This window comes from Streptomyces sp. R302 (assembly GCF_012927245.1).
GTDB lineage: Bacteria > Actinomycetota > Actinomycetes > Streptomycetales > Streptomycetaceae > Streptomyces.
Window position 1 is genome coordinate 287,713 of the sequence record NZ_JABBGE010000005.1, and the last position, 24,679, is coordinate 312,391.

Here is a 24,679-nt window from a genome sequence, read left to right on the forward strand (position 1 = left end):
GTACCACCCGCAACGGAAAGCGAACAGCGTGACCACCGAACTCCCCCTGCAAGCCGTCCTCTTCGACATGGACGGCACGCTCGTCGACACCGAGGGCCTGTGGTGGGAGGCGGTGGAACAGGTGGCGGGCCGCCCGCTGAACGAGGCCGACCGCCCCCACGTCCTCGGCCGCCCGGTCGAGCACACGGCGGCCTGGCTGGCCACGACGGCGGGCCGGGCCGCCTCCGCCGACGCGCTCGCGGCGGCGCTGCACCGCGAGTTCGCCGACCGGGTCAGGGCCGAGGTCGTGCCGCGCCCCGGCGCGCTCGCCCTGCTCTCCGCCCTCGCCCGCGACGGGGTGCCGACCGCCCTCGTCACGGCCTCGCCCCGGGCGGTCGCCGACCTCGTGCTGCACGCCCTCGGGACGCTCGGCGCACCGGAGTTCGCCGTCTCGGTCACCGCCGACGACACCCCCCGCACCAAGCCCGAGCCCGCCCCGTACCTCGCCGCCTGCGCCGCCCTCGGAGCCGCCCCCGCGCGCTGCGTCGCCGTCGAGGACACCCCCACCGGCGTCGCCTCGGCGGAGGCGGCGGGCTGCGCGGTCCTCGCCGTCCCCTCGCTCACCCCGATCGCCACGGCACCGGGCCGCACCGTCCTGGACGGACTCACGGAGGTCACCCCGGAGCGGCTGCGGGCGATGGCGGCCCGCCGCCTCACCGTCATGACCTGGAACCTGTGGCACGGCGGCGCCGCGGTCGACGACGCCCGGGCGAAGCAGCTGGCCGCGATCCGCGCCTCCGGCGCGGACGTCGTGGGCCTCCAGGAGACTTCGGGCACCGCGACCCAGGAGCTCGCCGAGGCGCTCGGCTGGCACCACCACCGGGCCGGGGTGAACCTGGGCGTCCTCAGCCGCCACCCGATCACGGCCCGTCTCGGCGACCCGGACGTCGGCTTCTACGGCGCGGCCGGCGTCCGCGTCCGGATCGCCGACGGCCACGAGGCGGACGTCTGGACGGCGCACCTCCACTACACGCCGTACGGCCCGTACGAGGCGGACCTCGACGGCCTCCCGGCCGGAGAGCTGATCGCCCACGAGTCGGTCCGTCTGGCCCAGATGCGGGACACGCTCGACCGGATCGCCGGCACGGCGGGGGAGGAGCGCCCGGTCGTCCTCGTCGGCGACTTCAACGCGCCTTCGCACCTCGACCGGGCCGACGTGGCCTGGCCGGTGACGAGGGCGGCGGAGGACGCCGGCTTCCGCGACAGCTACCGGGAGGCCCACCCCGACCCCGTACGCGCCCCGGGCCACACCTGGTCGCCGATCCACCCCGTCCACCCGGAGCAGGGCCCCCACGCCGGCCGCCCCGAGCCGCAGGACCGCATCGACTACGTCCTGCACAACGCCCGCGGCCTGCGCGTCCTCGACTCCCGCACCCTGGTGACCGGCACACCGGCGCCGTGGCCGGACGTCGCCGCGAACGACTGGCCGTCCGACCACGCGGCGGTGGTGACGACCTTCGCCTTCTGAGCGCCGGGGACGACCGTGCCCGGAAACGGATTGTGCCCCACACCCTGAAGGGTGTGGGGCACCGGAGGAACGGGAGTCCAACGACCAGTCGGCCCCTCCCTCCGTGGTTCCCACCGTAGTGGGCGTCCGCACCGAGAAGCCCGGTTCCACGGCTGCACGACCGGAACGAGTGACGGCGGGCGCGACCGCTGACGGCGGGGTGCGGTCAGGCGGAGAACGACCCGGCGCCACCGGGCACATGGACGCCGTAACCGGGCTGGACGACCACCGAGGGGCCGAGGCAGAACGGGTTGCCGTAGATCCGCACCGGCCCGTCCGTCTGGTTGTTCAGCACGTGCGCCGCCACGGGCAGCTGCCGACAGCCGACCGGGTCCCGGTAGACGTCCAGCGGCTGGAGCTCGGTGGAGAAGACGACGACGTCGCCGGAGGCGGCGGCCTGGGCGGACCCGGTCAGTCCGAACACCGCGCTCGCGGCGACCAGGGCGACCAGAACTGCTCGTGTGCGCATGAGACATATCCTCGGAACGGAAGATCCCGCATCGGCGCGGGCTCGCACCACAGCTATCGGCCCGCCCCGCCCAAGATCCACTTCAGCCGGGGGGTTTCACTCTCCAGGCTGAGAGGAACCCGCCCGGAGAAGCCCGTCCTTGACGCCCCCGGCCCGCGCCGGAGGCTGCCGCGTCGATCTCCATGGGGCTCTCGTTCGTCGTCGGGACCCAGAGCTTCGCCGGCTGGCACGTCCTCGTCGGTCGCCATCGACAACAGCCAGATCACCTACGACGACGACGGCGCCGTCTTCGGCACCCACGACCAGCGGGTCGACTACGTCCTGCACGTCAAGGACCAGGTCCTCGCCCCGGCCCAGGTGACGGCCCGGCTCGCCGCTCTGCGCGCCGCCGGCACCACCTTCGTCGACGAGGTCCCCGCCTCCTGACCCCCGCCTCGACACTGCCCAGGGGGCGCCCGTCAGGCGGCGCCCGCCGGCCCCTACGCGAACACCGCCTTGACCAGCGTCTGCTTCGCCTTCTCGAACGTCCCGGCCATGGTGGGCAGGTCCATCTCGACGTCCCCGGACGTCAGCGAGCCGGTCAGGGTCCTGGTGCCGTCGGGCGTGCTGTACATCAGCGCGCCCCAGCCCCAGAACCCTCCGTTGTGGTGGAGGACGGTGCCGCCGCCCTCCAGCTCCTCCACGAACACCCCCAGGCCGTAACCCATCGTGGGGTCCGGGACGCGCATCTCGGCCAGCAGCTCGGTCGAGATGAGCTTGCCGCCGTTCAGGGCGGAGAAGAACGTGTGGAGGTCCCGGCTGGTCGAGATCATGTCGCCGGAGGCGGATGCCCAGGAGGGATTGAAGCGGGTGGTGTCGACCACCTTCCACCGGCCGGCGTCGTCGTAGCCGAAGTAGCCGTGGGCGTGCGGCTCGGGGATCTCTTCCCGGGCCTCCGGCAGTACGGTGCCCGTCAGCCCGAGCGGGCCCAGGACCAGCCGGTGCGTCACTTCGGGCAGGGAACGTCCGGTGGCCTTCTCGATCAGCAGCCTGGCCAGTACGTAGTTGGTGTTGGAGTAGCTCCAGGCCGTCCCCGGTTCGAACCGCGCCGGCTTCGCCAGCGCTCCCCGTACCAGCTCCTCCGGCCGGAAGGTCGCGTGCCGGAGGTCGACCCACTCCTTGCCGAAGCCGGCGACCACACCGGGCTCGACCGTCCCGTCGGCGGAGAACTCGCCGGTGAAGTTGAAGATTCCGCTGGTGTGCTGCAGCAGCATCCTCACCGTGATCCGCCGGTCGAGCCCGAGCTCGGGCAGGTGGTCGGCCACCGGGTCCTGAAGGCCGAGCCTGCCCTCGTCCACGAGCTGCAGCACGACGGTCGCGACGAAGGTCTTGGTGACACTGCCGACCCGGAAGTGCCCGTCGGTCGGCGGCTTCGCGGTCCGGCCCAGTTCGCTCACGCCGGCGCTGCCGACCCACTCGCCGAGCTCGTCGTTCACGCGCAGCTGCACGCCGGCGAAACCGGCGTCGACGATCTCCTGCATGGCCTTCCGCAGCTCGGGGCGGTCCTGCGCGGCGGCGGTGTTCTGCTCGGTCATGGTGATTCCTCATCTCGCGTCAGCGGGTGTGAGATGAGCTTGGACCCTGACCCAAGGTCAAGGTCAAGGCGACGGAGGCGCGTTACTCTCGCCCCATGGCAGAGGGGCTCACGATCGGTCAGGCGGCGGCTTTCGTCGGGATCACCGTCAAGACGGTGCGGCACTACCACCGGCTCGGCCTGGTCGCCGAACCGGAGCGGGACCATTCCGGCTACCGGCGCTACGGGTCGGCCGACCTGCTGTGCCTTGTCCAGGTCCGGGCCCTGGCCGGGGCGGGCGTGCCGCTGGCCGAGATCGGCGAGCTGCTCGACGCCGAGCCCGAGCGGTTCGCCACCGCCCTGGACGACGTCCGCCGCCGGCTCACCGAACAGATCGAGGAGCTGACCGCCCGCCGCGACACCCTGCACCGGCTCGCCCACGGCGACCGCGCCCTGCTGCCCGACCGGGCCTGCGCGGTTCTGGAGCGACTCGCCGAGCTCGACTTCAGCCCCGACTACGTCACCACCCAGCGGGAGGCCCTCGTGCTGTCGCGGGCGCTGACTCCCGAGGTCTTCGACCTCTTCCTGACCAACCTCGAACACCGGCTCGAAGACCCGGAGTTCGTCGAGCTGACCAAGCGCGGCTGGGAGGCGAGGTCCTGGGACCCCGACGACCCGCGGATCGAGGAGCTGGCCTCGGCGGTGGCCGCCAACCTGCTGGGCGACCGCGCGCTGCTGACGCTGCCGGCCAAGCGACGACCGCACCGGCCCGACGCGGCCTCCCGGTACGGCGTGGTCAACCGCCACCGGGAGGACGAGGCACCGTCCATCGCCCGGCTGAACGCGCTGATCGAGGAGCACTTGCGCGCGGCGGGCATCGAGGTCCCGCGGCAGTGACGGACACCCCTAGGCGGCCTTCTGCGAGGGCTGGTCGTCCGTCAGGACGAGGGCCTTCGCCCGGGCGAACTCCTCGTCCGTGATGTCGCCGCGCGACCGGAGCTCGGAGAGGCGGGCCAGTTCGTCGACGCTGCTGCGCCGCTCGCCGTCGCCCGTGGCCGTCTTGCGGATGTACGAGTCGAACTCCTGCTGCTGGGCCCGCGCCTGGGCGATCTCGCGGCGGCCCATGTTCTTGCCGCGGGCGATCACGTACACGAGTACGCCGAGGAACGGCAGCAGGATGACGAAGGCCATCCAGCCGGCCTTGCCCCAGCCGTTCATGTCGTCGTCGCGGAAGATGTCCATGATGATCCTGAAGAGCAGGATGAACCACAGGATCCACAGGAAGAACCAGAGCATGCTCCAGAACACGCTGAGCAGCGGATAGTCGTACGCCAGGTACATGATCGTCTCCGGTCGCTATACGGCTTGTCGACCGTAACCTCCCGTCCGCCGTCTGTCGCGCGCAGAACCGGCGACCCCCGCGCCGCACGGTGGCTAGGGTGACCGGGACGGGGGAGGGGAGCGCGATGGGACCGACGGGCGCGGGGCCGGGGCGGGCGGTGCTGCCGGGGCCGGTGCGCGGGTGGCTGGGGGCGGTCGCGGGGCTCGCCGCCGTGGCGGTCGCCCTGCTCGGCGCCCGGTACGGGGGCGCGGGCGGGCCCGGCAGGGCCGACGTCCGGGTCCGTGGCCTGCTGGGCGACGCGGGGGCGTCCTGGCGGCGGCTCGCCGAGGGCGCGGACTTCCTGGGGGAGCCCGTGGGGGCCGCGGGCCTGGTCGCGGCCGGCGTGCTGGGGTGCCTGGTGGCGCGGCGGCCCCGTGCGGCCGTGCTCCTCCTGGGCGGGGTCGGGGCGTCCGTGGCCGCGACGACCCTGCTCAAGCCCGTCGTGGGGCGGACCATCCACGGAGGGTACCTCGCCTTCCCGAGCGGGCACACCGCCTTTCTCACCGCGTTCGCGCTGGTCGTGGCGCTGGTCGTGAGCGGCAGGCTCGGCCTCGGCCGGACGGCCGGCCTGTCGCTCGTCCTCGCCGCCGGGGCGGTCGGCGGCGCCCTCATGGGCTGGGCCCAGATCGTGCTGGACGCCCACTACCCGACCGACGTCCTCGGCGGCTGGTGCACCGCCCTCGCGGTCGTCCCGGCGGTCGCCTGGATGGTCGACCGCCTCGCCGACTCCCCGGCACACACGAGAAACTGACCTGCCGTCACCTCACGCCAGGCGGCGGAAGACCGGTTTCACCGGCCGGCCCGTCAGCCACGGTGCCGGGTCGCCCGCGTCCAGCGCCTTCCGGTACACCGCGCACGCCTGTGCCACCACGTCGACGGTGTGGTCGATGTCGGCGTCGTCGAGGGCGCCGCTCACCACGAAGGACGGAGCCAGCACGCCGCCCGCCAGGAGCCGGTGCAGGAACAGGGTCCGGTACTCCTGGGACGGCCGGCCGGCCCCGTCGAGCGTGGCGAAGACCAGGTTGCTGGACCGGCCCCGTACGACGACGTGGTCGGCGACGCCCATGGCCGCCGCGGCCTCGCGGACCCCGGCGGCGAGCCGCTCGCCGAGGGCGTGCAGCCGGGCGGTGACGCCCTCCTCCGTGTAGGTGCGCTGCACGGCCATGGCGGCGGCCAGCGCGTGCGTCTCCGCGCCGTGCGTGGTGGACAGCAGGAAGACCCGCTCCCCGGAGTGGCGCAGACCGCCCCGCTCCATGAGCTCCCGGCGGCCGGCGAGGGCGGAGACCGCGAAGCCGTTGCCGAGCGCCTTGCCGAAGGTGGAGAGGTCGGGGACGACCCCGTACAGGCCCTGGGCACCCGCCTCCGACCAGCGGAAGCCGGTGATCATCTCGTCGAAGACCAGCACGCACCCGTGCCGGTCCGCCAGGGCGCGCAGTCCGGCGAGGTAGCCGGGCGGCGGCTCGGTCCGGGTGGCGGGTTCGAGGATCAGGCAGGCGATCTCGCCCTCGTACCGGGAGAGCAGCTCCTCCGTCGCCGGCAGGTCGCCGTAGGGGAAGCGGACGGTGAGGTCGGTGGTCGCGACGGGGATGCCCGCCGCCATGGGGGTGGTGCCGATGAACCAGTCGTCCACCGAGAAGAAGGGGTGGTCGGCGCAGACGGCCACCCGCGCGCGGCCGGTGGCGGCCCGGGCGAGGCGGACCGCGGCCGTGGTGGCGTCGGAGCCGTTCTTCGCGAACTTCACCATGTCCGCCGTCGGCACGGTGGCCAGGAACCGTTCCGCCGCCTCGATCTCCACGACGGACGGCCGGACGAAGTTCCCGCCGCGCTCCAGCTCCCGCCGCACCGCCTCGACCACGCGCGGATGGGCGTGGCCGAGGCTGACCGACCGCAGCCCCGAGCCGTACTCGACGTAGCGGTTGCCGTCGACGTCCCAGACGTGGGCGCCGCGGCCGTGGCTGATGACCGGGGCCAGATGCTCCGGGTACTGGTCGTCGCCCTTGGCGTAGGTGTGCGCCCCGCCCGGGACGAGCGCGTGCAGGCGCTCGTTCGCCGCCCGCGACCGGGGAAGGGCGAACTCTTCGGTGTCCTTCTCCTCGGTGTCCATGCCCCGCCTCAACTCCCCATCCGCTTCAGGACGTCGGCGAGGCCCGGGGCCTCACGGTCGCGCCGGGACACCGAGGTGACCGGCAGCGGCCAGGGGATGCCGAGCTCCGGGTCGTCGAAGGCGATCGTCACGTCCTCGGCCGGGTCGTGCGGGCGGTCGATCCGGTACGAGACGTCCGCGGGCCCGGTCAGCGCCTGGAAGCCGTGCGCGCAGCCGGCGGGGACGTACAGGGTGGCCTGCGTCTCGCCGGACAGCTCGACGGACACCCGGCCGAGATAGGTCGGCGAGTCCGGCCGCAGGTCGACGACGACGTCGAAGATCCTGCCGTACGAGCACCGCACCAGCTTCGCCTCCCCGGCGCCGGAGCGCAGGTGCATCCCGCGCACCACGCCCCGGACCGAGCGGGACAGGCTGTCCTGGACGAAGGCGTCCGGGTCGATCCCCGCCGAGCGGACGACCTCGGCGTCGAAGGTGCGGCAGAAGGAACCGCGTGCGTCGGTGTGCGGGGTCGGCTCGAAGAGGAGGGCGCCGGCGATCTCCGGGACGTGGGTCGTTTTCATCGTGCCTCTCGGGAGGTGGGGACGGGACCGGGGAACAGGAACGAGGTCAACGCGTCGAAGTGCGCGTCGAGTCGGTCGGCGACGTCGCCGTTCCGTTCGGCGAGGGTCCGGCGCACCTCGGCCGCGTGTTTCTCCAGCTCGCGGAAGAGGCCGAGCAGCCGGTCGGCGTCGACCTCGCGCGCCGGGTGCTGGTACGCCCCGAGGCCCATCTCCTCCATCAGGGCGTCGCTCTTCGCGGCGTAGCTCAGCGCGAGTGTCGGCGTACCGGTCCGCAGCGCGCACACCAGGTTGTGGTACCGGGTCGCCACCACCGCCTCGGCCGCCGCCGTCTCCGCCATCAGGTCCGCGAGCGAGTCCGCCTCCGCTGCGGTGACCAGCGGCGAGCCCACCGCGTCGAGGATCGCGGCGACCACCGTCGCGTCGCGGGCGTCGCCGGTGAGCAGCCGCACCCGACGGCCCTCCGCCACCAAGGCGCGGACGAAGCGGATCGTCTCCCCGACGTACCGGCGGTGGATCTCCCCGGCCCTGGCCCGGTCGTCGTTGCCGCCGTGGAAGTCCATGACGCCGACGCACACCGGGCCGGGCGGCGCGCCCCGGGGCGGCGCCGGCAGGGCGAACGCCAGGTCGGGGTGGACCGGGTCGCCCGTGGTGTCCACACCCATCGCCCGCATGGCGTCCCGGGACAGCCCGTCCCGGTAGGAGCGGTACGCGGCCAGCCGCGCCGCCCAGCGGACCAGGACGCGGGTCGGCCGCTCGGCGATCGCGTCCGCGCCCACCCCGACCAGGGCGACCGGGGTGCGCAGCAGCCGGCCGCTCGCGCAGAGCAGGAACAGGGAGTACGGGAAGCCCCACGGCCGCAGCGGCAGCGTGGCCTCCAGGACGCCCATGCCCGGCACGATCACCAGGTCGTGCCGGCGCACCCAGGCGGCGGTGCGGGCGGCGTCGACGAGCTTGCCGAGCGCCTTCCCTGCGACCGCGCCCGCCCGCGACGCGGTCCGGTACTCGCCCCGGTACCAGTGCAGCCGGGCCGCCGGGATCCCGAACCGGGCCGTGACGGCCTCCGGGCCGCCGCACAGCGCGTCGACGACCGCCGCCGGGTGCGCGGCCCGCACGTACCGGAGGACGGCTTCGAGGGAACCGTCGTTGCCGAGGTTCCCGGAGCCGAGCAGCCCGAACACGCCGACGCGTACGGCGCTCACCGCCGCCTTCCCTCGCGCCCGGCGACCAGCGCGTCGACGGAGACGTCCAGCAGGGCCGGGTCGACCGGGGCGCGGTCCTCGACCCGCTCGCCGGCGCCCGGCCGGGCCCGGCTGGCCGCCCAGTCCGCCAGGTGCCGGTAGCAGGCGCGCCGGTCGGCGGAGGAGAGCGGCGCCCGCCGGATCGCCGAGACGAACCCCCACACGTACTCGGCGAGCAGCCGCGGCGTCGGGTGCAGCGGGCCCGCCCGGCGCGGGTCCAGGTTGACGCAGCGGGACCGCTTCGACGGGTTCGCCCGCTCGGCGCGGGTCGGGTGGTCGCGGCGGAAGTACAGCAGCTCCGGCACCTGGTGGAAGGGGCCGTTGAGGCCGATCTCGGCGACGAAGGTGCGGTCCGCGTGGTGGTAGCTGTCGTGCGGCCGCACCCGGCGCAGCACGTCCGCGCGGATCACCCCGTAGAAGTCGTCGCCGCCCGGCTCGAACAGCATGCTGCGGAAGCGCTCGGGGGCGTGCGGGGAGGCGGTGGCCAGACCGTACGCGTACGGGACCTTCACCTGGCCGTCGCCGTCGATGACGGCCTGGTCGGCGTGGGCGAGGATCACCTCCGGCCGCTCGTCCAGGGCCTCCACGCAGCGCCGCAGCAGGTCCCTGGCGTACAGGTCGTCGTGCGAGGCCCACTTGAACAGTTCGCCGCGGCACTCGGTGAAGACGTGATTGTGGTTCGGCGCCGCCCCGATGTTGCGGGCGAGCCGGAGGTAGCGGACGCGCGGGTCGCGCGCGGCGTAGTCGCGGCAGATCTCCTGGGTGCCGTCGGTCGACGCGTTGTCGGAGACGACCAGCTCGAAGTCCCCGTACGTCTGGCCGAGGAGGGCGTCGAAGGACTCGGCGAGGTACTCCTCGCCGTTGTGGACGGGCAGGCCGATGCTGAGCCGGGGGACGGCGGTCATGAGGTCCTCACTTCACGGATCGGTTTCTGGTCGTGCTCACGCAGGGCGGACCGCAGCTGGAACCACCACACGGCCGAACTGCCCAGGGTCGCGGCGGCCACGCCCCAGGCCGAGCCGACGGCGCCGCCCGCCGCCGCGCCGCCGAGACCGCCGGCGGCGTAACAGAAGGAGGCGAGGAGCTGGGCGCGCAGGCTGCGCCGGGCCGCGCCGAGCGCCCGCAGCCCGGCCGCGGCGCCGGTCCCGAGGCCGGCGCCCGCGACGCCGAGCGTGGCGGGGACGACGAGCAGTGCGGCCGAGTGCCAGACGTCGCCGAGCACCAGCGCGCCCGCCCGGTCCGGCACCAGGAGCAGCGCCGCACCCCACAGCAGCGCGGCGCCCGCCTGCCCGCCGCCGAGCAGCAGACAGAACCGGCCGAGCCGGTGCGGGGCCCGCCTCAGGACCCGCGCCGCCTCCGCGACGGTGACGAGCGACAGGCCCATGAGCACGGCGAGGAACGGTCCGAGGAGCAGCTCGGCTCCCCGCACAGCGCCCACCGCGCCGGTCCCGGCGAGCGCGCCGAGCCCGTACGCCCGCAGCTGGCCCGCGCCGCTGAGGCTGACGTTCTCGACGAGGTACCGGCCGCCGAGGTCGCTCTGCTCGCGCAGCCAGCCGCGCGCCGCGCCCGGCCGGGGGCGGATCCCGGACTGGAGGCAGCCGTACGCCGCGGCGACGGCGGCGGACCCGCCCCAGGCCAGCAGGAAGGCGGCCACCCCACCCACCCGGGCCGCCACCACCAGGGCGGGGACGAGCGCGACGCCCCACACCACGTCGTTGACGAAGGCCTTGCGGCCGTCGCCCGCGGCGAAGAACGCGAACCGCCAGGCGTCCTGGAGCAGCAGCGCGGGCAGCACGACCCCGAGGCACGCGAACGCCGCGCCGACGCCGCCGCCCAGGGCGAGCCCGGCCGCCAGGCAGACCGCGCCGACGGTGGCGCCGACGCCGAGCGAGGCCCCCGACGAGCGGGCCACCGCCGCCCGCCAGGACGCCGCAGGCACGGCGCTGAAGCGCACCACCAGCGGATCGGTGGCGACGCCCCGGGAGACGTTGAGGACCACGCCGTACGTCACCCAGGCCAGGCTGAACACGCCGAAGGCGGCCAGGCCGAGCGAGCGGGCCACGTAGACGCCCACCGCGAAGTTGGTCATGCTGGAGGCCGCCTGGTCGGCGAGGCCCCAGGACAGCCGGCCGGCGAGCGCCCACCGGCCGGAGCCCCCCGCCGGGGCCGCCTCCTTCTCCTCCTCGGTGGTCACCGGCCTCACGCCTTGATCAGCCCGGCGTCGCACAGCGCCTCGGCAGCCGCGGCGACGGCGTCGAAGGCCAGCCCCGACCGCTCGGCCACGTCGAGGAGTCCGTGGTCGCCGTCGGAGAGGCTGAGCACCCACAACATCGCGAGCTGGGCCTCCTTGGCGTCGCTGCGCCCGCCGAGCGAGTCGTACAGCCCGCGCCGGCCGAGCTGGGGTTCGCCGTACGGGCTGAGGTTGACGTACCGCCGGTTGCGGTCGAGCACCGCGAACGCCTCGCGGCAGACCGAGAGGGTGTCCTCCATCGCCTCCGGGGAGACGAAGCCGGGGTCGTCCGCCGACGTGTGGTACTCGGGGTAGCCGCCGTACGGCGTCCGGCTGAGCGAACCGACCCCGAGGTCGAAGCCGGGGGAGCAGTACTGCCGCTCGTCGTACCCGTACGGAGTGAACCCGACGATCTCGTGCGGCCGCCGGGACGTCTCCAGGACGTGGCGGAGCACCCGGTCGATCTCCGCGTCGCCGCGTCTGCTCCGCTTGTACGTGAGCCGGCCCCGGTCGCCCGCGCAGGCCAGCACGAGCCCGTGCCTCACCCGCTCGATCCGGTCCGCGTTGCGGGCCAGCCAGGTGATGGCGCCGATGGTGCCGGGCGCGAAGACGAACCGGTACGTGTAGTACGGCGTCGTCTCCGCGAGCGCGCGGGCGAGGAAGACGGCCACGGCGATCCCGGCCAGGTTGTCGTTGGCGAGCGCCGGGTGGCAGACGTGGCTGGAGACGATCACCTCGTCGGCGACCCGTCCGGGGACCACGTGCTCGGCGTAGGTGAGGTGCCCGTCGGCGAGCGTGGAGTCGATCCGCACCTCGTACTCGCCGTCGGGCAGCGCGTCCAGGGTGTTCTGGGCCAGGCAGAACCCCCACTCGGGCGTGTAGTAGCTGGTGCGGTACGGGATCAGGTCCGGCTGGTCCGGCAGCGTGTGCAGACGGGCGCGGAGCTCGGACAGCGGCATCCTCGCCGCGACCGGCACGCTGTAGCCGAGCACGTGGAGGCTGGACTCGGCGAAGTCGACGACCCGCCGGCCGGTGGCGTCGGCGACGTACGCGTCCCGGATGTTCCACTCCTGCGGCACGGTCCAGTCGAGCACCCGCGTCCCGGTCGGCACCTCGTGCACCCGGAGCGGGAGGTACTCGCCGACGACGTCCAAGGTGGCCCGGACCCCGTCGCCGGTGATGCTCCGGCACAGCGGGTACAGCCGCTCCACCAGGGCGTGCATCTCCTCGCCGGCCGTCGTCGTCACCGGCGCCGCCGCAGGGTGTCGTCGACCGTGCCGGTCTCGGTGGCCCCGCGCAGCACCGCGAGCCGGGTGAAGCGGCGCTCGAAGTCCTCCCGGCCCAGGCCGTGTTCGCGGTAGGCGTCGGCGAGTTCGAGCGCGCCGCGCTTCACCGTCCACTCGCAGTCGAAGCCGGGGACGGCGGCCCGGAAGCGGGAGAAGTCCACCCGGTACGAGCGCGGGTCGGCGCCGGTCTCCCCGGTGATCACCACCTTCGAGCCCTCCACCGCCTCGGCGACCTGCTCGGCGATCTCGGCGACCGTGACGTTGTTCGCCTCGCTGCCGATGTTGAACGCCCGGTCGTGCACGGCCTCCTGAGGAGCCGTCAGGGCCGCCGTGAAGGCACGGGCGATGTCGGCGGCGTGCACCAGCGGACGCCACGGCGTGCCGTCCGACAGCACCAGCACCTCGCCGGACAGCAGCGCGTGGCCCACCAGGTTGTTCAGGACGATGTCGGCGCGCAGCCGGGGCGAGAAACCGAAGGCGGTGGCGTTCCGCATGTACACGGGGGTGAAGTCGCCGTCCGCGAGCGCGTGCAGATCGTCCTCGACGCGCACCTTCGACTCCGCGTACGGCGTCACCGGGCGCAGCGGCGCGTCCTCGCCGACCAGCTCGTCGCCGCCCGCGGCGCCGTACACCGAGCACGTCGACGCGTACAGGAAGCGCCGCACCCCGGCGTCCCGGGCCAGCCGGGCGAGCCGCACCGACGCCCGGTGGTTGATGTCGTAGGTGAGCTCCGGCGCCAGCGAGCCGAGCGGGTCGTTGGAGAGCGCGGCCAGGTGGATCACCGCGTCCACCCCGGCCACGTGCCCGGCCGTGACGTCCCGCAGATCCACCCGGTGCCCGGCCGGGTCCGAGGGCGCCGGGCCGAGGACGCAGTCGGCGAAGAGTCCGGCGTCCAGGCCGACGACCTCGTGCCCGGCGGCCGCCAGGACCGGGGCCATCACGGTGCCCAGGTACCCCTGGTGTCCGGTCAGCAGTACGCGCACGATTCATTCCCCCAGATCGAGAGTGAGTTTGGTGACGTCGAACGCCTCGGCGTAGCGCGCGTGGCATTCGATGCCGCGGATCCGGGCCAGGCCGAGGAAGGCCTCCCGGTCGTACCAGGGCCGGTGCCGCTGCGAGGGGTAGTGCTCCTGCAGCAGCCGGACCTTCTCCTCGGCGATCTCCGGCGTCAGCGGCTGGTACGCCGTCGGACGGCCGAGATCGGCGTCCCACTTGACGATCTCGTACCCCAGCACGAGATGGTCGCGGAAGGCGGTGGGCATCAGCCGGGCCAGGCCCCGGTGGTCCTGGTGCGCGTCGGCGGTGCGCGGCGCGAGGACCACGTCCGGCTCCGTCCCCGCCCGCAGCTCCTCCACCGCCGCCTTGGCCTCGTCCCAGTACGCGGGCAGCCGGCCGTCCGGCAGCTTCAGCACGGTCAGCCGCAGGTCGGCGTCCGGGCAGAAGGCCGCGAGCGCGGCCCGCTCCTCCGCCTCCCGCTCGCCGCCCCCGCCGGTCAGCACCAGCGCGTCGACGCGGACGCCCGGCCGGGCCCGGCAGACCGTCAGCAGCGTGCCGCCGGCGCCGATCGCGATGTCGTCGCAGTGCGCGCCGACCGCGACGACCCGCGCCACGGCCCCCGCCCCCAGCCGGATCACGCCCGCGCTCCGACCCGGTCCCGCTCCCACACGGCCCACGGCCGGTCGCCCCGCGCGTAGGCCTCGTCGAGCGCGGCCCGCTCCTTCACGGTGTCCGTCGGCTTCCAGAAGCCGCGGTGCCGGTGGGCGACGAGCCGGCCCTCCTTCGCCAGCCCGGCGCAGCCGTCGGCGACCAGGTCCCCGCCCGCCGGTATGTGGTCGAAGACCTCCTGACGGAGGACGAAGTAGCCGCCGTTCTCCCACAGCGGCAGCTCGCTCACCGGCGTGATGCCGCCGACCAGGCCGTCCTCGCCGAGTTCCACGCAGTGGAAGGAGGACTGCGGCGGCACCACCATCATCGACGCTCCGGCGTCCCGCCGCGCGAACCGGTCGATCATCTCCGGCAGCGGCGCGTCGGTGAGCACGTCCGCGTAGTTGGCGAGGAACATCTCGTCGCCGTCCAGATGGTGACGGACCCGGCGCAGCCGCTCCCCGATCGGCGACTCGATGCCGGTCTGCGCGAAGGTGATCGTCCAGTCGGCGATGTCGGTGGTGAGCAGCTCGGTCCGCCCGCCCCGCAGCACGAAGTCGTTGGAGGTCGTCTCCTCGTAGGAGAGGAAGAACTCCTTGATGTGGTGGGCGCCGTAGCCGAGGCACAGGATGAACTCGGTGTGCCCGTAGTACGCGTAGTAGCGCATCACGTGCCAGATCAGCGGCCGGGGGCCGACCATCGCCATCGGCTTCGGCACGTCGTCGGAGGCCCCGGCGCGCATGCGCAGCCCGTAACCGCCGCAGAACAGGACGACCTTCATCGCGTCACCTCGACGATGCTCAGTTCCGGGATGGGGAAGACCAGCCGGCCGCCCCACTCGTGCACGTACGACAGCTGCTCGACCAGCTCGTCCCGCAGGTTCCACGGGAGGACGAGCACGTACTCCGGCCGGTCGGCGGCGATCCGCTCCGGCGGCAGGATCGGGATCCGGGTCCCCGGGGTGAACCTGCCGTGCTTGTACGGGTTGCGGTCGACCGTGTACGCGAGCAGGTCGGGCCGGATGCCGCAGTGGTTGAGCAGCGTGTTGCCCTTGCCGGGGGCGCCGTAGCCGACGACCGTCTCGCCCCGCTCGGCCGCCTCGATCAGGAACCGCAGCAGGTCCCTGCGCACCTTCGCCACCCGCTCGGAGAAGCGGGCGTACCCGGACAGCTCGTGCAGCCCGGCGGCCTTCTCCCGGTCCAGGACCTCCGCCACCCGCCGGCCGGGCTCGCCGGCCGCCCCGGACGGGCGGGCCCACAGCCGGACCGACCCGCCGTGCGTGGGCAGCAGCTCCACGTCCACCAGCGTCAGCCCGCCGCTCGCGAGCGCCCGGGCCGCCGACTCCACCGTGTAGTACTGGAAGTGCTCGTGGTAGATCGTGTCGTACTGGTTCTCCTCGATCAGGGTCAGCAGGTGCTGCACCTCGATCGACACCCAGCCGTCGTCGGCGACCAGCGCCCGCAGCCCCTCGGTGAACCCGACGACGTCCGGGACGTGCGCGTACACGTTGTTCGCCACGACCAGGTCCGCAGGACCGTGCTCGGCGCGCACCGCCGCACCGGTCCCCGGCGACAGGAACTCCGCGACCGTCGGCACGCCCGCCTCCCGCGCCGCCGCGCCCACGTTCACCGACGGCTCGATGCCGAGGCAGCGGATCCCCCGCTCCACCACGTGCTTCAGCAGGTACCCGTCGTTGCTCGCCACCTCGACGACGAACGCGTCCGCGCCGAGCCCCAGCCGCTCCACCGCGCCCGCCACGAAGCTCCGCGCGTGCTCCACCCAGGACGTCGAGTACGAGGAGAAGTACGCGTACTCCGTGAACGTCTCCTCCGGCGTGATCAGCGGCGGGAGCTGCGCGAGCCGGCACTCGGCGCAGACCCGCAGGTGCAGCGGGTACGCGGGCTCCGGCAGGTCGAGCCGGTCCGCGGCGAGAAAGCTCTCGCACGGCGGGGTCGCCCCCAGGTCGACGACGCTCACCAGCGCCGCCGAGCCGCAGAGTCGGCATCGTGTCATCAACTGCCCCCCATCGATTCCGTCCGCGCCGCGATCGCGGCGCGGTACTCCTCCACCAGGCGCTCCAGGCCGACCGCCGGACTGAAGAACCGGTCGTAGCGGCGCCGGGCCGCCCGCCCCATCTCCTCGTTGCGGCCCGGGTCGGCGGCGATCCGGCGCACCGTCGACGCCAGCGAGGCGGCGTCGCCCGGACGGTGCAGCAGCCCGGTCACCCCGTCCTCGACGAGCTCGGAGAAGCCTCCGTGGCCCGCGGCCACCACCGGCACCCCCGCCGCCATCGCCTCCGCCGCCACCAGACCGAACGTCTCCCTGGCCTCCGACGGGGCCACCACCGCCACCGCCCCGGCCACCGCCTCCCGGACCCGCGCCGGGTCGTACAGGCCGACGTACCGCACGTCCTCCCGGCCCTCCGCCCAGGCCGCCACCTCCCGGTCCAGCGGCCCCGCCCCGGCGATCACCAGCGGCACGCCCACCCCGCCGCCCGCCGCCAGCTCCTCCCACGCGGCCATCAGGAGCCGTACCCCCTTGGCCTCCGTGAGCCGGCCGAGGAACAGCAGATGCCGGCCGGGAGCCGTACGGACCGCGCCCGGGTCCGGCACGAAGTTGTGCTTCACCGCGAGGCGCCCGGCCGGCATGCCGGACCGGACCAGCACCTCCCGCTGCGCCGCCGAGATGCACAGGAAGCGGTCCACACCGGACCACCAGCGGCGCCGGTTGACCGCCAGACCGACCGCGAGCGGCACCGTCGCCAGGCGCGAGTCCCGGTAGCAGCCGTGCCGGACCGCCGCCAGCGGCACCGGCGCCCCCACGCACTCGCCGCACGCCCGCCCGTCCCGGTGCAGGGTGCCCGGCGGGCACACCTGCGTGTAGTTGTGCAGCGTGGCGACCACCGGCACGCCGGCGTCGGCGCAGGCGGCGAGGACCGACGGCGACAGCAGCGGGAAGACGTTGTGGACGTGCACCACCTCCGGCCGCTCGGCCCGCAGCCGCGCCGCCAGCTCCGTACGCACCGCCGGATTCCACGGCACGAGGAGCGGCACCGCCGCCTTCCCCAGCAGGGACCGGGCGCCGATCGAGTCGCTGCGCCGCTCGAACAGGCCCACCTCGTGGCCGGCCGCACGCAGCAGCGCCACCTCCTCGTCCACGACCCTGTTCTCGCCGCTCGGCTGCGCCGAGGAGTAGCGGTTGTGCACCACGAGGACACGCATGCTCAGGTCACCTCCTCGCCCACAGCGGCACGCGCCGGACGGGCGGCTCGGCCGCCACCGGGGCCGGTACGGGGGCCGGAGCCGCCAACAGCGAGGCGGCCAGGGCCAGATGCAGCAGATACGCCGAGGCGTCACCGAGCCCGACCTCGGTGTACGTGGAGAGCGCGCAGTAGCCGATCAGGAAGATCGCGCACGCCCGCGGCAGCGACGGCGGCCGCAGCAGCGCCACCCCGCCGAGGACGAGGAGCAGCGCCGCCACCAGCGTCACGCCGAGGAGACCCTGCTCGTGGTAGACGGCCAGCCAGCTGTTGTCGATCGGCAGCCCGTCGAAGGACTTGTCGCCCAGGCCCACGCCGAGGAACCGCTCCCCGGCCGTCCGGGGCGCCGCGAGCAGCGCGTCCCAGACCTTCGCCCGGCCGGTGAGGTTGGCGAAGTTCTCCTGGCTCTGCCCGCGCAGGAACCACGCCCGCAGCGCCGAACCGAACACCACCGCGGCCACCGTGGCGCACAGCACCGCCCAGGCGAACACCCGGCGGGCCGCCGCGCTCGTCAGGAACAGCGAGCCGATCGCGAGCGCCAGGCCGATGAGCAGCCCGAGCGTCGCCGTCCGGGTGTGCGTCATCGCGAGCAGCACCAGCGCCGGCACGACCACCACCGCCGCGCCGGACACGGTCGTCCGGCGGCCGAGCAGGAGCAGCACCGTGAGCCCGACGACCACCGCCGCGTACTGCCCGATCTGCGGCGGCGTCAGCGGCCACAGCGCCCCGACGAGCCGCCCGCCGTAGTACTCGGGCATCGCCGTGCCGGGCGCCACGACCAGACCCGCGGCCACCAGGCAGAGCACCGCGACGTACATCCGGACGTGCAGGCGTACGAAGCCCAGGCCGCCGTTCCACCAGCGGGTCAGCAGCCACAGCGTGGCCACGAACAGCGCCAGCCGGGCGCACCGGAACAGCGCCCCGAACCCGACCTCCAGGTGCAGACCGGCGATCACGCTCGGCACCAGCAGCAGGGTCAGCAGGAAGACGAAGGCACTGGGCCGCACGCGCAGCGGCCGGTTCACGGCGAGCGCGAGCGCGAAGGCGACGACCAGCGCGCCCATGGTCACCATCTGGATGAGGGAACGCGGGATCGCGACGACGGTCTTCGCCCCGGCGGAGCCGAGCGTGTTGAGGGCGAGCAGCGCCCAGGCCGCCCCGACGGCCTTCGGCATGCGGTCAGCGGTCATGCCGGCCGCCCACCGGAGTCGCCGGCCGGCGCCGCTCCTCACTCACCACGCGCCCCCCGGCCGTGGAACCTGAGCACGGTGGTGAACCCCGCCGCGCCGTCGGCGGAGCCGCTGCCGATCAGCGCGGTGGCCGGCTCCTTGCGGCCGAAACCCGCGGAGTACCATCCCAGCGGAGGAGCGCTCTCCCCCCGGTGGGCCCGCCACGACAGCTCCCCGGGCAGATCGAGCACCGCCGAACGCTCCTCGCCCTCCGGCGACGGCCAGGTGAGCACCGCCCGGTTCCCCACCAGCTCCGCGGCGACCGACGGACCCAGATGGAAGGCGAGACGCACCCGCCCGCGCCTGCCGTGGACCTCGTCGACGATCCGTAACTCCCCGGATGGCGCGGTCAGTTCCACCGTCCGGCGGTGCGCCACGCCCTCGTATCCGTCGTGTTCCGCACACCACCGGGACGGCTGCCCGCCGGAGTCGTCCGGGAGGTCCGCGACGTCCGCGACCAGGACGCGGGTGCGGGCGTGCCGGGTCCACAGGAACGGGCCGCCGGAGACGGACTGGTCGGCGCCGTCCCACTGCAGCGTGTTGTGGGCGAGGGTCGAGCGGAAGTAGCTCCGCCACTCCGGCTGCCCGTGGTAGCAGTACGTCCCCGGGTCCGCGAGCACGTCGACGCCGTCGTGCCGCACCTCCACGGAGAGCGCGTCCGCGTGGGCGTGCGCGGCGATCGACAGGAAGCCGTGCGGACCGCCGTCGCAGCGGCACCAGATCCCGCCCGGGCCCCGCAGCACGGTGAGGCCCGCGTCGGCGAAGTGGGCCGGGCGGACCCGCGGGCGGGACACGGCCGGTGCGGCGCCGCCCTTCCCGTACGGGCGGACGAGCGCGGCGAGGAGCGCGGTGCGCACGTCGGTGCCGGGCACCTCCGGCCACCAGGAGAGCCTGCCGAAGACGGCGTCCCCGGTGGCGAGCAGCGAACCCCAGCGGTCGGTGTCCGGCCCGTCGACGACCAGGCCGTGGCCGTCGTCCGCGTCGCCCTGGCGCGGCGGCCGCAGCCGGTCGTCGACGACGGCCGCGAGCGCGTCCGTCATCCGCAGCAGCACCAGCCGGACGGTCCTCGGGACCGGCACACCGGCCGTGTCGGCCTCGGCCACCGCCGCCAGGCCCAGTTCGAGGACCAGGCCGTGGTACTCGGTGGCCAGCTCCCGGTTCAGCCCGGAGGGGAAGGTGTTGCCGCGCAGCCGCCGCTCCAGGGAGCGCAGCGCGTCGGCCCGCCACCGCGCCGAGGAGGGGAACCAGCCGAAGGCGCAGGCCGCCGCGAGCTGCCCGGCGGCCTCGGCGACGACGTGGTTGTTCGCCGAGGAGCCCCGGCTGGGGAAGGCCGCCAGCCAGCGCTGGTGGTGCCAGATCTGGCGGAGCGCCACCGGGTTCTCCTCGAACAGACCGGGCGCGCCCGGCCAGCCGTCGAGGAGCCGCCGGACCCACACCCAGGACAGGAGCCGGATACCCAGCTCGATGCCGCTGGTCCAGTGCACCCCGCGCAGCGGCGCGTTCGCCGCCCACCAGGACCGCAGGTGCGCGTCCACCCGCTCCGCGTACCGCTCGTCGCCGGAGAGCGCGTAGGCGGCGGCGAGCACGGTGAGGTACTGGTGCCGGGACAGCTCCCAGATCTGCTTGACGTCCCCGACCGCCTCCTCGTCCCGGTACGGCACGTCGAAGGCGTACCCCCACGGCGCCCGGCGCCCGGTCTTCGGGTCGTACCACCAGTCCGGGGCGACCAGGTCGTCGCGCGCCACCCCGAAGTACACGGCCTGCCCGGCCATCAGCCGGTCGGCCTCCGCCAGCAGCCGCTTCGCGGCGTCCGGCGGGACCGCCGCGAGCGTCCCGGCGGGCAGCACCGCGGTGAAGCGGCCGCCGGTCACCGTCGGGAACACCGGCCGCGCCGACCGCCACCGCCGCCTGCGCACCGCGTCGCCGACCCGGCCGCCGACCTCCCGGGGACCCATCCGGGACAGCCGCCGGAGGTACCAGCCGGCGCTCATGGTGCGCGCGCTGCCGGCGCGTGTGCTCCTGGTCATCGGGCCGCCGCCGTCGCCGGACCGCCGGCGAGCGTCACCGGTACCCCGGCGGCGAGGGACGCCGGTACGGCGAGCGTGGCCGCCGTCGTGGCGACCAGGGACTCCAGCGGCACCGGCATCGGACCGCCGGTCCGCACGGCCTTGACGAACGCGGCCAGTTCGGCCGACTGCCCCTTGTCCCGCGCCTTCGGCAGCCGCGAACTCACCCACCGCCTGCGGCCGTCGTACACCGAGGCGCGGACGAAGTCGTCGAACCGCAGCACCCTGCCGTCCGCGACCAGGTCCACCGTCTCCTTCGGGAAGCCGGGCGCGCCGCCAGTGACGTAGCTCAGGGTCGCGGTGGAGCCGTCCGGGTAGCCGAGCACCACCTGGAGGTCGTCGTGGCCGGGCGGGGCGACCGCGTACACCGACACCGGGTCGGCGCCGAGCAGCCGGCTCGCCGTGTCGATGAAGTGGCCGCCCTCGCCGGTGAACCGCGAGCCCTCGGAGCCCGCCCGGAGGTACCAGCTGCCGTGATCGAGCCGGCCCGCGTTCACGAGGTAGCGCAGACTCGCCGGGCCGGTCCGGACGCCGAACCGCTCCTGGGCCTCCCGCAGCAGCGGCGCGAACCGGCGGTTGAAGCCCACCTGGACCCGGTCGTTGCCGGACTCCGCCACGGCCGCCAGGACCCCGGCCAGCTCGTCCCCGGTGAGCGCCAGCGGCTTCTCCACGAACACCGCCTTCCCGGCGAGCAGCGCCCGCCGGGTGAGGTCGGCGTGCGAGCTGTGGCGGGTGACGACGAACACCGCGTCGACGGTCGGGTCGCCGAGGACGGCGTCCAGGTCGGTGGTGGCCCGGACGAAGCCGAACGTCCGCCGCGCGTTCGCCGCCGACAGCGCCGTCGTGGTGACGACCGCCGACAGCTCGACGCCCTCGCGTCCGGTCAGGTGCGGCAGCAGCATCGAGGACGCGTAGTTCCCCGCGCCGACGAACGCGAGCCGCACCGGCCGCCCCGCGACCCGGGCCGGCGCCCCGCCACCGCGCGGTACGGCGGGCACGGCCACCGCCGGTGCCCCGCCGTCCGCCTCCGCCGCCGGCCCCTCGGGGTACCGGAACAGCACCGCCACCGCCTTCAGGCCGCCGTCCTTCAGCCGCCCGTACGTCTCCACGGCGTCGTCGAAGTCGGCGACGTGGGACACCAGCGGCCCCACGTCGACCCGGCCCCGGGCGGCCAGGTCGAGGAAGCAGGCGAGGTTCCGCCGCTCGGTCCAGCGGACGTGGCCGATCGGATAGTCGCGGCCCTCCAGCTCGTACTCGGGGTCGTAGCGCCCGGGGCCGTAACTCCGGGAGAACCGGACGTCGAGCTCCTTCTCGTAGTACGCGTTCCACGGCAGGTCCAGGCGGCACTTGCCGATGTCGACGACCCGGCCCCGGTCGCGGCACAGCCGGGCGGCCAGCTCCACCGGCTGGTTGCTGCTCCCGCCCGCCGCCAGGTACACCTGGTCCACGCCGTGCCCGGAGGTCAGCTCGGCGACCGCGTGCGCCACCGCCGCCGAGTCCGGGTCGCCGCAGGCCACCGCGCCGAGCCGCTCGGCGAGCGCGCACCGCTCCGGGTCGGGGTCGACGCCGACCACCCGGACGCCCGCCGCGGTCAGCAGCTGCGCGAGGAGCTGGCCGATCAGCCCGAGGCCGATGACCAGCGCCACCTCGCCGAGCCGCGGCTCGCCCTGGCGCAGGCCCTGGAGCGCGATCGAGCCGACGGTCCCGAAGGCCGCGTCGCGGGGCGCGAGACCGTCCGGCACGGGGGTGTAGAGGTTCTTCGGCACCCAGTTCACCTCGGCGTGCAGCGCGTGCTCGTTGCCCGCGCAGGCCACCAGGTCGCCGACCTTCACGTCGTCGATCCCGGCGCCGACCTGCTCGACCACCCCGCACAGCGAGTAGCCCAGCGGCGTGTACGAGTCGAGCTTGCCCATCACCTTGCGGTAGGTGGCGGGCACCCCGTTGACGGCGACGCTCTGGACGACCTTCGCCACCTGGTCGGGCCGCGAACGGGCCTTGCCCACCATCGACATGCCGGCCTCGGAGACCTTCATCAGCTCGGTCCCGGTGGATATCAGCGAATAGGCGGTCCGTACGAGCACCCCGCCCGGCTTGCACCCGGGCACCGGCACGTCGAGCAGCGCCAGCTCGCCGCTCCTGTAGTTCTGCACGACTTGCTTCACCGAAGTCCTCTTGTCTCTACGCAGTGAGGGAAGGGCCCTGGCCGGACGCGGAGGTCGCGCCGCGGTACCAGTACTCCAGGGTCAGGACGTGCCACAGGTGCTTGGAGTAGTCGTGGTGGCCGGCCGCGTCCTCGGCGACCAGCCGCCGCAGCGCGTCGCGCCGCAGCAGCCCGGAGCGGACCAGCTCGCCGTCGTGCACCACCTCGCGGACCAGCGGCGCGAGGTCCCGGCTCATCCACGCCCGCAGCGGGGCGCTGAACAGGCCCTTGGGCCGGTGGACGACCTCCCGGGGCAGGACCGAGGACGCCGCCTCCTTCAGGACGGCCTTGCCCCGCCGTCCGACGATCTTCCGGGAGCCGGGCACGGCGAACGCCGCCCTGACCACCTCGACGTCCACGAACGGCACCCGCACCTCGGTCGACGCCGCCATGCTCGCCCGGTCCGTGTAGGCGAGGTTGAGGCCCGGCAGGAACATCCGGGCGTCGCCCAGGCACATCCGGTTGACGAAGTCGTCGAGGTCGTTGTCCCGGTAGACGTCCGCGTGCTCGGCCAGCACGTCGTCGACCGTCCCCGCCAGGTCCGGATCGACCAGGTCGAGCAGCTCGGCCCGGTCGTACATCGTGTAGCTGCGGCGGAACGCCGTCTCCTCCGGCAGCTCCGCGAAGGACAGGAACCGCTTCGCGAACCGCACCGACCGGTACCCCCGCCGGGCGGTCGCGACCGGAAGCCGGTCCACCACGCCGGACACGGCCCGCCGCAGCGGCCGGGGCACCCGCTGGTAGCGCAGCGCCACCAGATTGGCCAGGTGCTTGCGGTAGCCGGCGAACAGCTCGTCCGCGCCCATCCCCGACAGCAACACCTTGACCCCGGCCTCCCGGGCCGCCGAGCAGATCAGGAAGGTGTTGATCGCCGCCGGATCCCCGATCGGCTCGTCCAGGTGGTACGTCATCCGGGGCAGCAGCTCCAGGACGTCCGGGGCGATCTCGATCTCGTGCAGCTCGACCCCGAACCTTCCGGCCACCTGCCGTGCGTAGCGCAGGTCGTCCGGCATCGCCTCGAACCGGGCGTCCTCGGCGCGGAAGCCGATCGTGTAGGCGGAGATCCCCGGCCGGTCACGGGCGGCGAGCGCGGTCAGATAACTGGAGTCGAGACCGCCGGAGAGGAAGGTCGCCACCGGCACGTCGGAGAGCAGATGACGCCGGGTGGACTCCTCGACGACGGCCGCCAGGTCGGGGAGTTCGCCCGCGCGGGCCCGGTCCCGCCCCTCGGCGGCGACCTCCCGCAGGTCCCAGAACCGCCCGCGCTCCACCCGCCCGTCCGGCCGGCACCGCAGCCAGCTCCCCGGCGGCAGCTTCTCCGCCTCCCGGAACGCGCACCGCGAGTCCGGCACCCAGTAGTACAACAGCGAGGCCACCAGCGCCCCGTGGTCCACCTCCAGCGCCCCGCCGCTCACGGCCGCGAGCGCCTTCAGCTCCGACGCGAACACCAGCCCTTCGCCGCGCCGCAGCAGGAACAGCGGCTTGATGCCCAACTGGTCCCGCGCGAGCACCAGTTCACCGGTGCGCTCGTCGAAGATTCCGAACGCGAACATGCCCCGCAGCCGGGGCAGGCAGTCCGTGCCCCACCGCCGCCACGCCTCCAGGAGCACCTCGGTGTCCGACGTACCCCGGAACCGCACCCCGGCGGACGCCAACTCGGCCCGCAGCTCGGGCGCGTTGTACAGCTCGCCGTTGTAGGTGAGGACCAGACCGTCCGACTCCATCGGCTGGGCGCCCGTCTCCGACAGGTCGACCACCGCCAGCCGGCGGTGCCCCAGGTGCACCTCGACGTCCCCGACGCGACGGCTGTACCGGCCCGCCCCGTCGGGGCCCCGGTGCGCCAGCGTCTCGGTGAGCCGGTCGGCCACCGCCTTCCCGTCCGGCCACCGGTACGTACCCGCGATGCCACACATCC

General features: G+C 74.3%; 21 protein-coding genes and 1 pseudogene. 4 read left to right on the forward strand and 18 right to left on the reverse strand.

Features of this window, described 5'->3' with window-relative positions; translation table 11 throughout:
• Positions 1–28 precede the first annotated feature (28 nt).
• Positions 29–1,507 (forward strand): HAD-IA family hydrolase, encoded by a 1,479-nt coding sequence (locus HHL19_RS17640; protein WP_346768433.1) that lies wholly within the window; start codon positions 29–31, stop codon positions 1,505–1,507.
• Between the two features lie 205 nt (positions 1,508–1,712).
• Here HHL19_RS17640 and HHL19_RS17645 read toward each other — a convergent pair whose 3' ends face one another.
• The gene (locus HHL19_RS17645) at positions 1,713–2,015 is read right to left on the reverse strand and encodes a hypothetical protein (RefSeq protein WP_169090650.1); all 303 of its coding nucleotides are present in this window, start codon (positions 2,013–2,015) and stop codon (positions 1,713–1,715) included.
• Between the two features lie 209 nt (positions 2,016–2,224).
• Here HHL19_RS17645 and HHL19_RS37320 point away from each other — a divergent pair.
• Positions 2,225–2,441: pseudogene (locus HHL19_RS37320) on the forward strand (hydrolase); the annotation flags it as partial.
• Positions 2,442–2,494: 53 nt separating this feature from the next.
• Here HHL19_RS37320 and HHL19_RS17655 read toward each other — a convergent pair.
• On the reverse strand, positions 2,495–3,589 hold the full coding sequence (locus HHL19_RS17655) for a serine hydrolase domain-containing protein (RefSeq protein ID WP_169090652.1): 1,095 nt from the start codon (positions 3,587–3,589) through the stop codon (positions 2,495–2,497).
• Between the two features lie 95 nt (positions 3,590–3,684).
• On the opposite strand from HHL19_RS17655, the gene HHL19_RS17660 reads away from it, so the two are divergent.
• Positions 3,685–4,464, forward strand: a complete 780-nt coding sequence (locus tag HHL19_RS17660; protein ID WP_169090654.1) for a MerR family transcriptional regulator — start codon at positions 3,685–3,687, stop codon at positions 4,462–4,464.
• 9 nt (positions 4,465–4,473) lie between these two features.
• Here HHL19_RS17660 and HHL19_RS17665 read toward each other — a convergent pair whose 3' ends face one another.
• Positions 4,474–4,908 (reverse strand): SHOCT domain-containing protein, encoded by a 435-nt coding sequence (locus tag HHL19_RS17665; RefSeq protein WP_169090656.1) that lies wholly within the window; start codon positions 4,906–4,908, stop codon positions 4,474–4,476.
• A 125-nt stretch (positions 4,909–5,033) separates the two neighbouring features.
• On the opposite strand from HHL19_RS17665, the gene HHL19_RS17670 reads away from it, so the two are divergent.
• On the forward strand, positions 5,034–5,699 hold the full coding sequence (locus HHL19_RS17670; protein WP_169090658.1) for a phosphatase PAP2 family protein: 666 nt from the start codon (positions 5,034–5,036) through the stop codon (positions 5,697–5,699).
• Positions 5,700–5,711: 12 nt separating this feature from the next.
• On the opposite strand, the gene HHL19_RS17675 is transcribed toward HHL19_RS17670, so the two are convergent.
• From HHL19_RS17675 to asnB, 15 genes are read right to left on the reverse strand one after another with little or no spacing between them, the layout of a single operon-like run.
• The gene (locus HHL19_RS17675) at positions 5,712–7,052 is read right to left on the reverse strand and encodes a glutamate-1-semialdehyde 2,1-aminomutase (RefSeq protein ID WP_169090660.1); all 1,341 of its coding nucleotides are present in this window, start codon (positions 7,050–7,052) and stop codon (positions 5,712–5,714) included.
• A gap of 8 nt (positions 7,053–7,060) precedes the next feature.
• Complete coding sequence (locus HHL19_RS17680; RefSeq protein ID WP_169090662.1) at positions 7,061–7,612, reverse strand: dTDP-4-dehydrorhamnose 3,5-epimerase family protein; 552 nt, start codon at positions 7,610–7,612, stop codon at positions 7,061–7,063.
• On the reverse strand, positions 7,609–8,811 hold the full coding sequence (locus HHL19_RS17685) for a polysaccharide pyruvyl transferase family protein (RefSeq protein WP_169090664.1): 1,203 nt from the start codon (positions 8,809–8,811) through the stop codon (positions 7,609–7,611). Before HHL19_RS17685 ends, HHL19_RS17680 begins: the two co-directional genes overlap by 4 nt.
• Entirely contained in the window at positions 8,808–9,755 is a 948-nt protein-coding gene (locus HHL19_RS17690; RefSeq protein ID WP_169090666.1) for a glycosyltransferase family 2 protein, read from the reverse strand. Before HHL19_RS17690 ends, HHL19_RS17685 begins: the two co-directional genes overlap by 4 nt.
• Positions 9,752–11,044 carry a hypothetical protein gene (locus HHL19_RS17695; RefSeq protein WP_169090668.1) on the reverse strand — a complete coding sequence of 431 codons (1,293 nt, stop codon included), beginning with the start codon at positions 11,042–11,044 and terminating at the stop codon, positions 9,752–9,754. Before HHL19_RS17695 ends, HHL19_RS17690 begins: the two co-directional genes overlap by 4 nt.
• A gap of 5 nt (positions 11,045–11,049) precedes the next feature.
• A complete protein-coding gene (locus HHL19_RS17700; protein ID WP_169091162.1) occupies positions 11,050–12,303 on the reverse strand; it encodes a DUF4910 domain-containing protein in 1,254 nt (417 codons plus the stop codon).
• A gap of 20 nt (positions 12,304–12,323) precedes the next feature.
• Complete coding sequence (locus HHL19_RS17705) at positions 12,324–13,349, reverse strand: NAD-dependent epimerase/dehydratase (RefSeq protein WP_169090670.1); 1,026 nt, start codon at positions 13,347–13,349, stop codon at positions 12,324–12,326.
• A gap of 3 nt (positions 13,350–13,352) precedes the next feature.
• Positions 13,353–14,000: a PIG-L family deacetylase gene (locus tag HHL19_RS17710; RefSeq protein WP_169090672.1), complete on the reverse strand. Its 648-nt coding sequence runs from the start codon at positions 13,998–14,000 to the stop codon at positions 13,353–13,355.
• The gene (locus HHL19_RS17715; RefSeq protein ID WP_169090674.1) at positions 13,997–14,791 is read right to left on the reverse strand and encodes a glucose-1-phosphate cytidylyltransferase; all 795 of its coding nucleotides are present in this window, start codon (positions 14,789–14,791) and stop codon (positions 13,997–13,999) included. Before HHL19_RS17715 ends, HHL19_RS17710 begins: the two co-directional genes overlap by 4 nt.
• Positions 14,788–16,023, reverse strand: coding sequence for a class I SAM-dependent methyltransferase (locus HHL19_RS17720; RefSeq protein ID WP_169090677.1), 1,236 nt, complete (start codon positions 16,021–16,023; stop codon positions 14,788–14,790). The genes HHL19_RS17715 and HHL19_RS17720 overlap by 4 nt, the downstream gene beginning before the upstream one ends.
• Positions 16,023–17,231 carry a glycosyltransferase gene (locus HHL19_RS17725; RefSeq protein ID WP_169090679.1) on the reverse strand — a complete coding sequence of 403 codons (1,209 nt, stop codon included), beginning with the start codon at positions 17,229–17,231 and terminating at the stop codon, positions 16,023–16,025. The genes HHL19_RS17720 and HHL19_RS17725 overlap by 1 nt, the downstream gene beginning before the upstream one ends.
• 7 nt (positions 17,232–17,238) lie before the next feature.
• Entirely contained in the window at positions 17,239–18,459 is a 1,221-nt protein-coding gene (locus HHL19_RS17730) for an O-antigen ligase domain-containing protein (RefSeq protein ID WP_169090681.1), read from the reverse strand.
• Between the two features lie 38 nt (positions 18,460–18,497).
• Entirely contained in the window at positions 18,498–20,525 is a 2,028-nt protein-coding gene (locus HHL19_RS17735; protein ID WP_169090683.1) for an alginate lyase family protein, read from the reverse strand.
• Positions 20,522–22,714, reverse strand: a complete 2,193-nt coding sequence (locus HHL19_RS17740; protein WP_169090685.1) for a bi-domain-containing oxidoreductase — start codon at positions 22,712–22,714, stop codon at positions 20,522–20,524. The genes HHL19_RS17735 and HHL19_RS17740 overlap by 4 nt, the downstream gene beginning before the upstream one ends.
• 28 nt (positions 22,715–22,742) lie before the next feature.
• A complete protein-coding gene (gene asnB, locus HHL19_RS17745) occupies positions 22,743–24,677 on the reverse strand; it encodes an asparagine synthase (glutamine-hydrolyzing) (protein WP_169090687.1) in 1,935 nt (644 codons plus the stop codon).
• Between the last annotated feature and the right edge of the window lie 2 nt (positions 24,678–24,679).

Excerpts from the sequence above, each read along its gene's own strand:
- HHL19_RS17645 (WP_169090650.1), bottom strand. The coding sequence starts at position 2,015 with ATGCGCACACGAGCAGTTCTGGTCGCCCTGGTCGCCGCGAGCGCGGTG.
- HHL19_RS17655 (WP_169090652.1), bottom strand. The coding sequence starts at position 3,589 with ATGACCGAGCAGAACACCGCCGCCGCGCAGGACCGCCCCGAGCTGCGG.
- HHL19_RS17660 (WP_169090654.1), top strand. The coding sequence starts at position 3,685 with ATGGCAGAGGGGCTCACGATCGGTCAGGCGGCGGCTTTCGTCGGGATC.
- HHL19_RS17665 (WP_169090656.1), bottom strand. The coding sequence starts at position 4,908 with ATGTACCTGGCGTACGACTATCCGCTGCTCAGCGTGTTCTGGAGCATG.
- HHL19_RS17670 (WP_169090658.1), top strand. The coding sequence starts at position 5,034 with ATGGGACCGACGGGCGCGGGGCCGGGGCGGGCGGTGCTGCCGGGGCCG.
- HHL19_RS17675 (WP_169090660.1), bottom strand. The coding sequence starts at position 7,052 with ATGGACACCGAGGAGAAGGACACCGAAGAGTTCGCCCTTCCCCGGTCG.
- HHL19_RS17680 (WP_169090662.1), bottom strand. The coding sequence starts at position 7,612 with ATGAAAACGACCCACGTCCCGGAGATCGCCGGCGCCCTCCTCTTCGAG.
- HHL19_RS17690 (WP_169090666.1), bottom strand. The coding sequence starts at position 9,755 with ATGACCGCCGTCCCCCGGCTCAGCATCGGCCTGCCCGTCCACAACGGC.
- HHL19_RS17700 (WP_169091162.1), bottom strand. The coding sequence starts at position 12,303 with ATGCACGCCCTGGTGGAGCGGCTGTACCCGCTGTGCCGGAGCATCACC.
- HHL19_RS17715 (WP_169090674.1), bottom strand. The coding sequence starts at position 14,791 with ATGAAGGTCGTCCTGTTCTGCGGCGGTTACGGGCTGCGCATGCGCGCC.
- HHL19_RS17720 (WP_169090677.1), bottom strand. The coding sequence starts at position 16,023 with ATGACACGATGCCGACTCTGCGGCTCGGCGGCGCTGGTGAGCGTCGTC.
- HHL19_RS17725 (WP_169090679.1), bottom strand. The coding sequence starts at position 17,231 with ATGCGTGTCCTCGTGGTGCACAACCGCTACTCCTCGGCGCAGCCGAGC.
- HHL19_RS17730 (WP_169090681.1), bottom strand. The coding sequence starts at position 18,459 with ATGACCGCTGACCGCATGCCGAAGGCCGTCGGGGCGGCCTGGGCGCTG.
- HHL19_RS17735 (WP_169090683.1), bottom strand. The coding sequence starts at position 20,525 with ATGACCAGGAGCACACGCGCCGGCAGCGCGCGCACCATGAGCGCCGGC.
- asnB (WP_169090687.1), bottom strand. The coding sequence starts at position 24,677 with ATGTGTGGCATCGCGGGTACGTACCGGTGGCCGGACGGGAAGGCGGTG.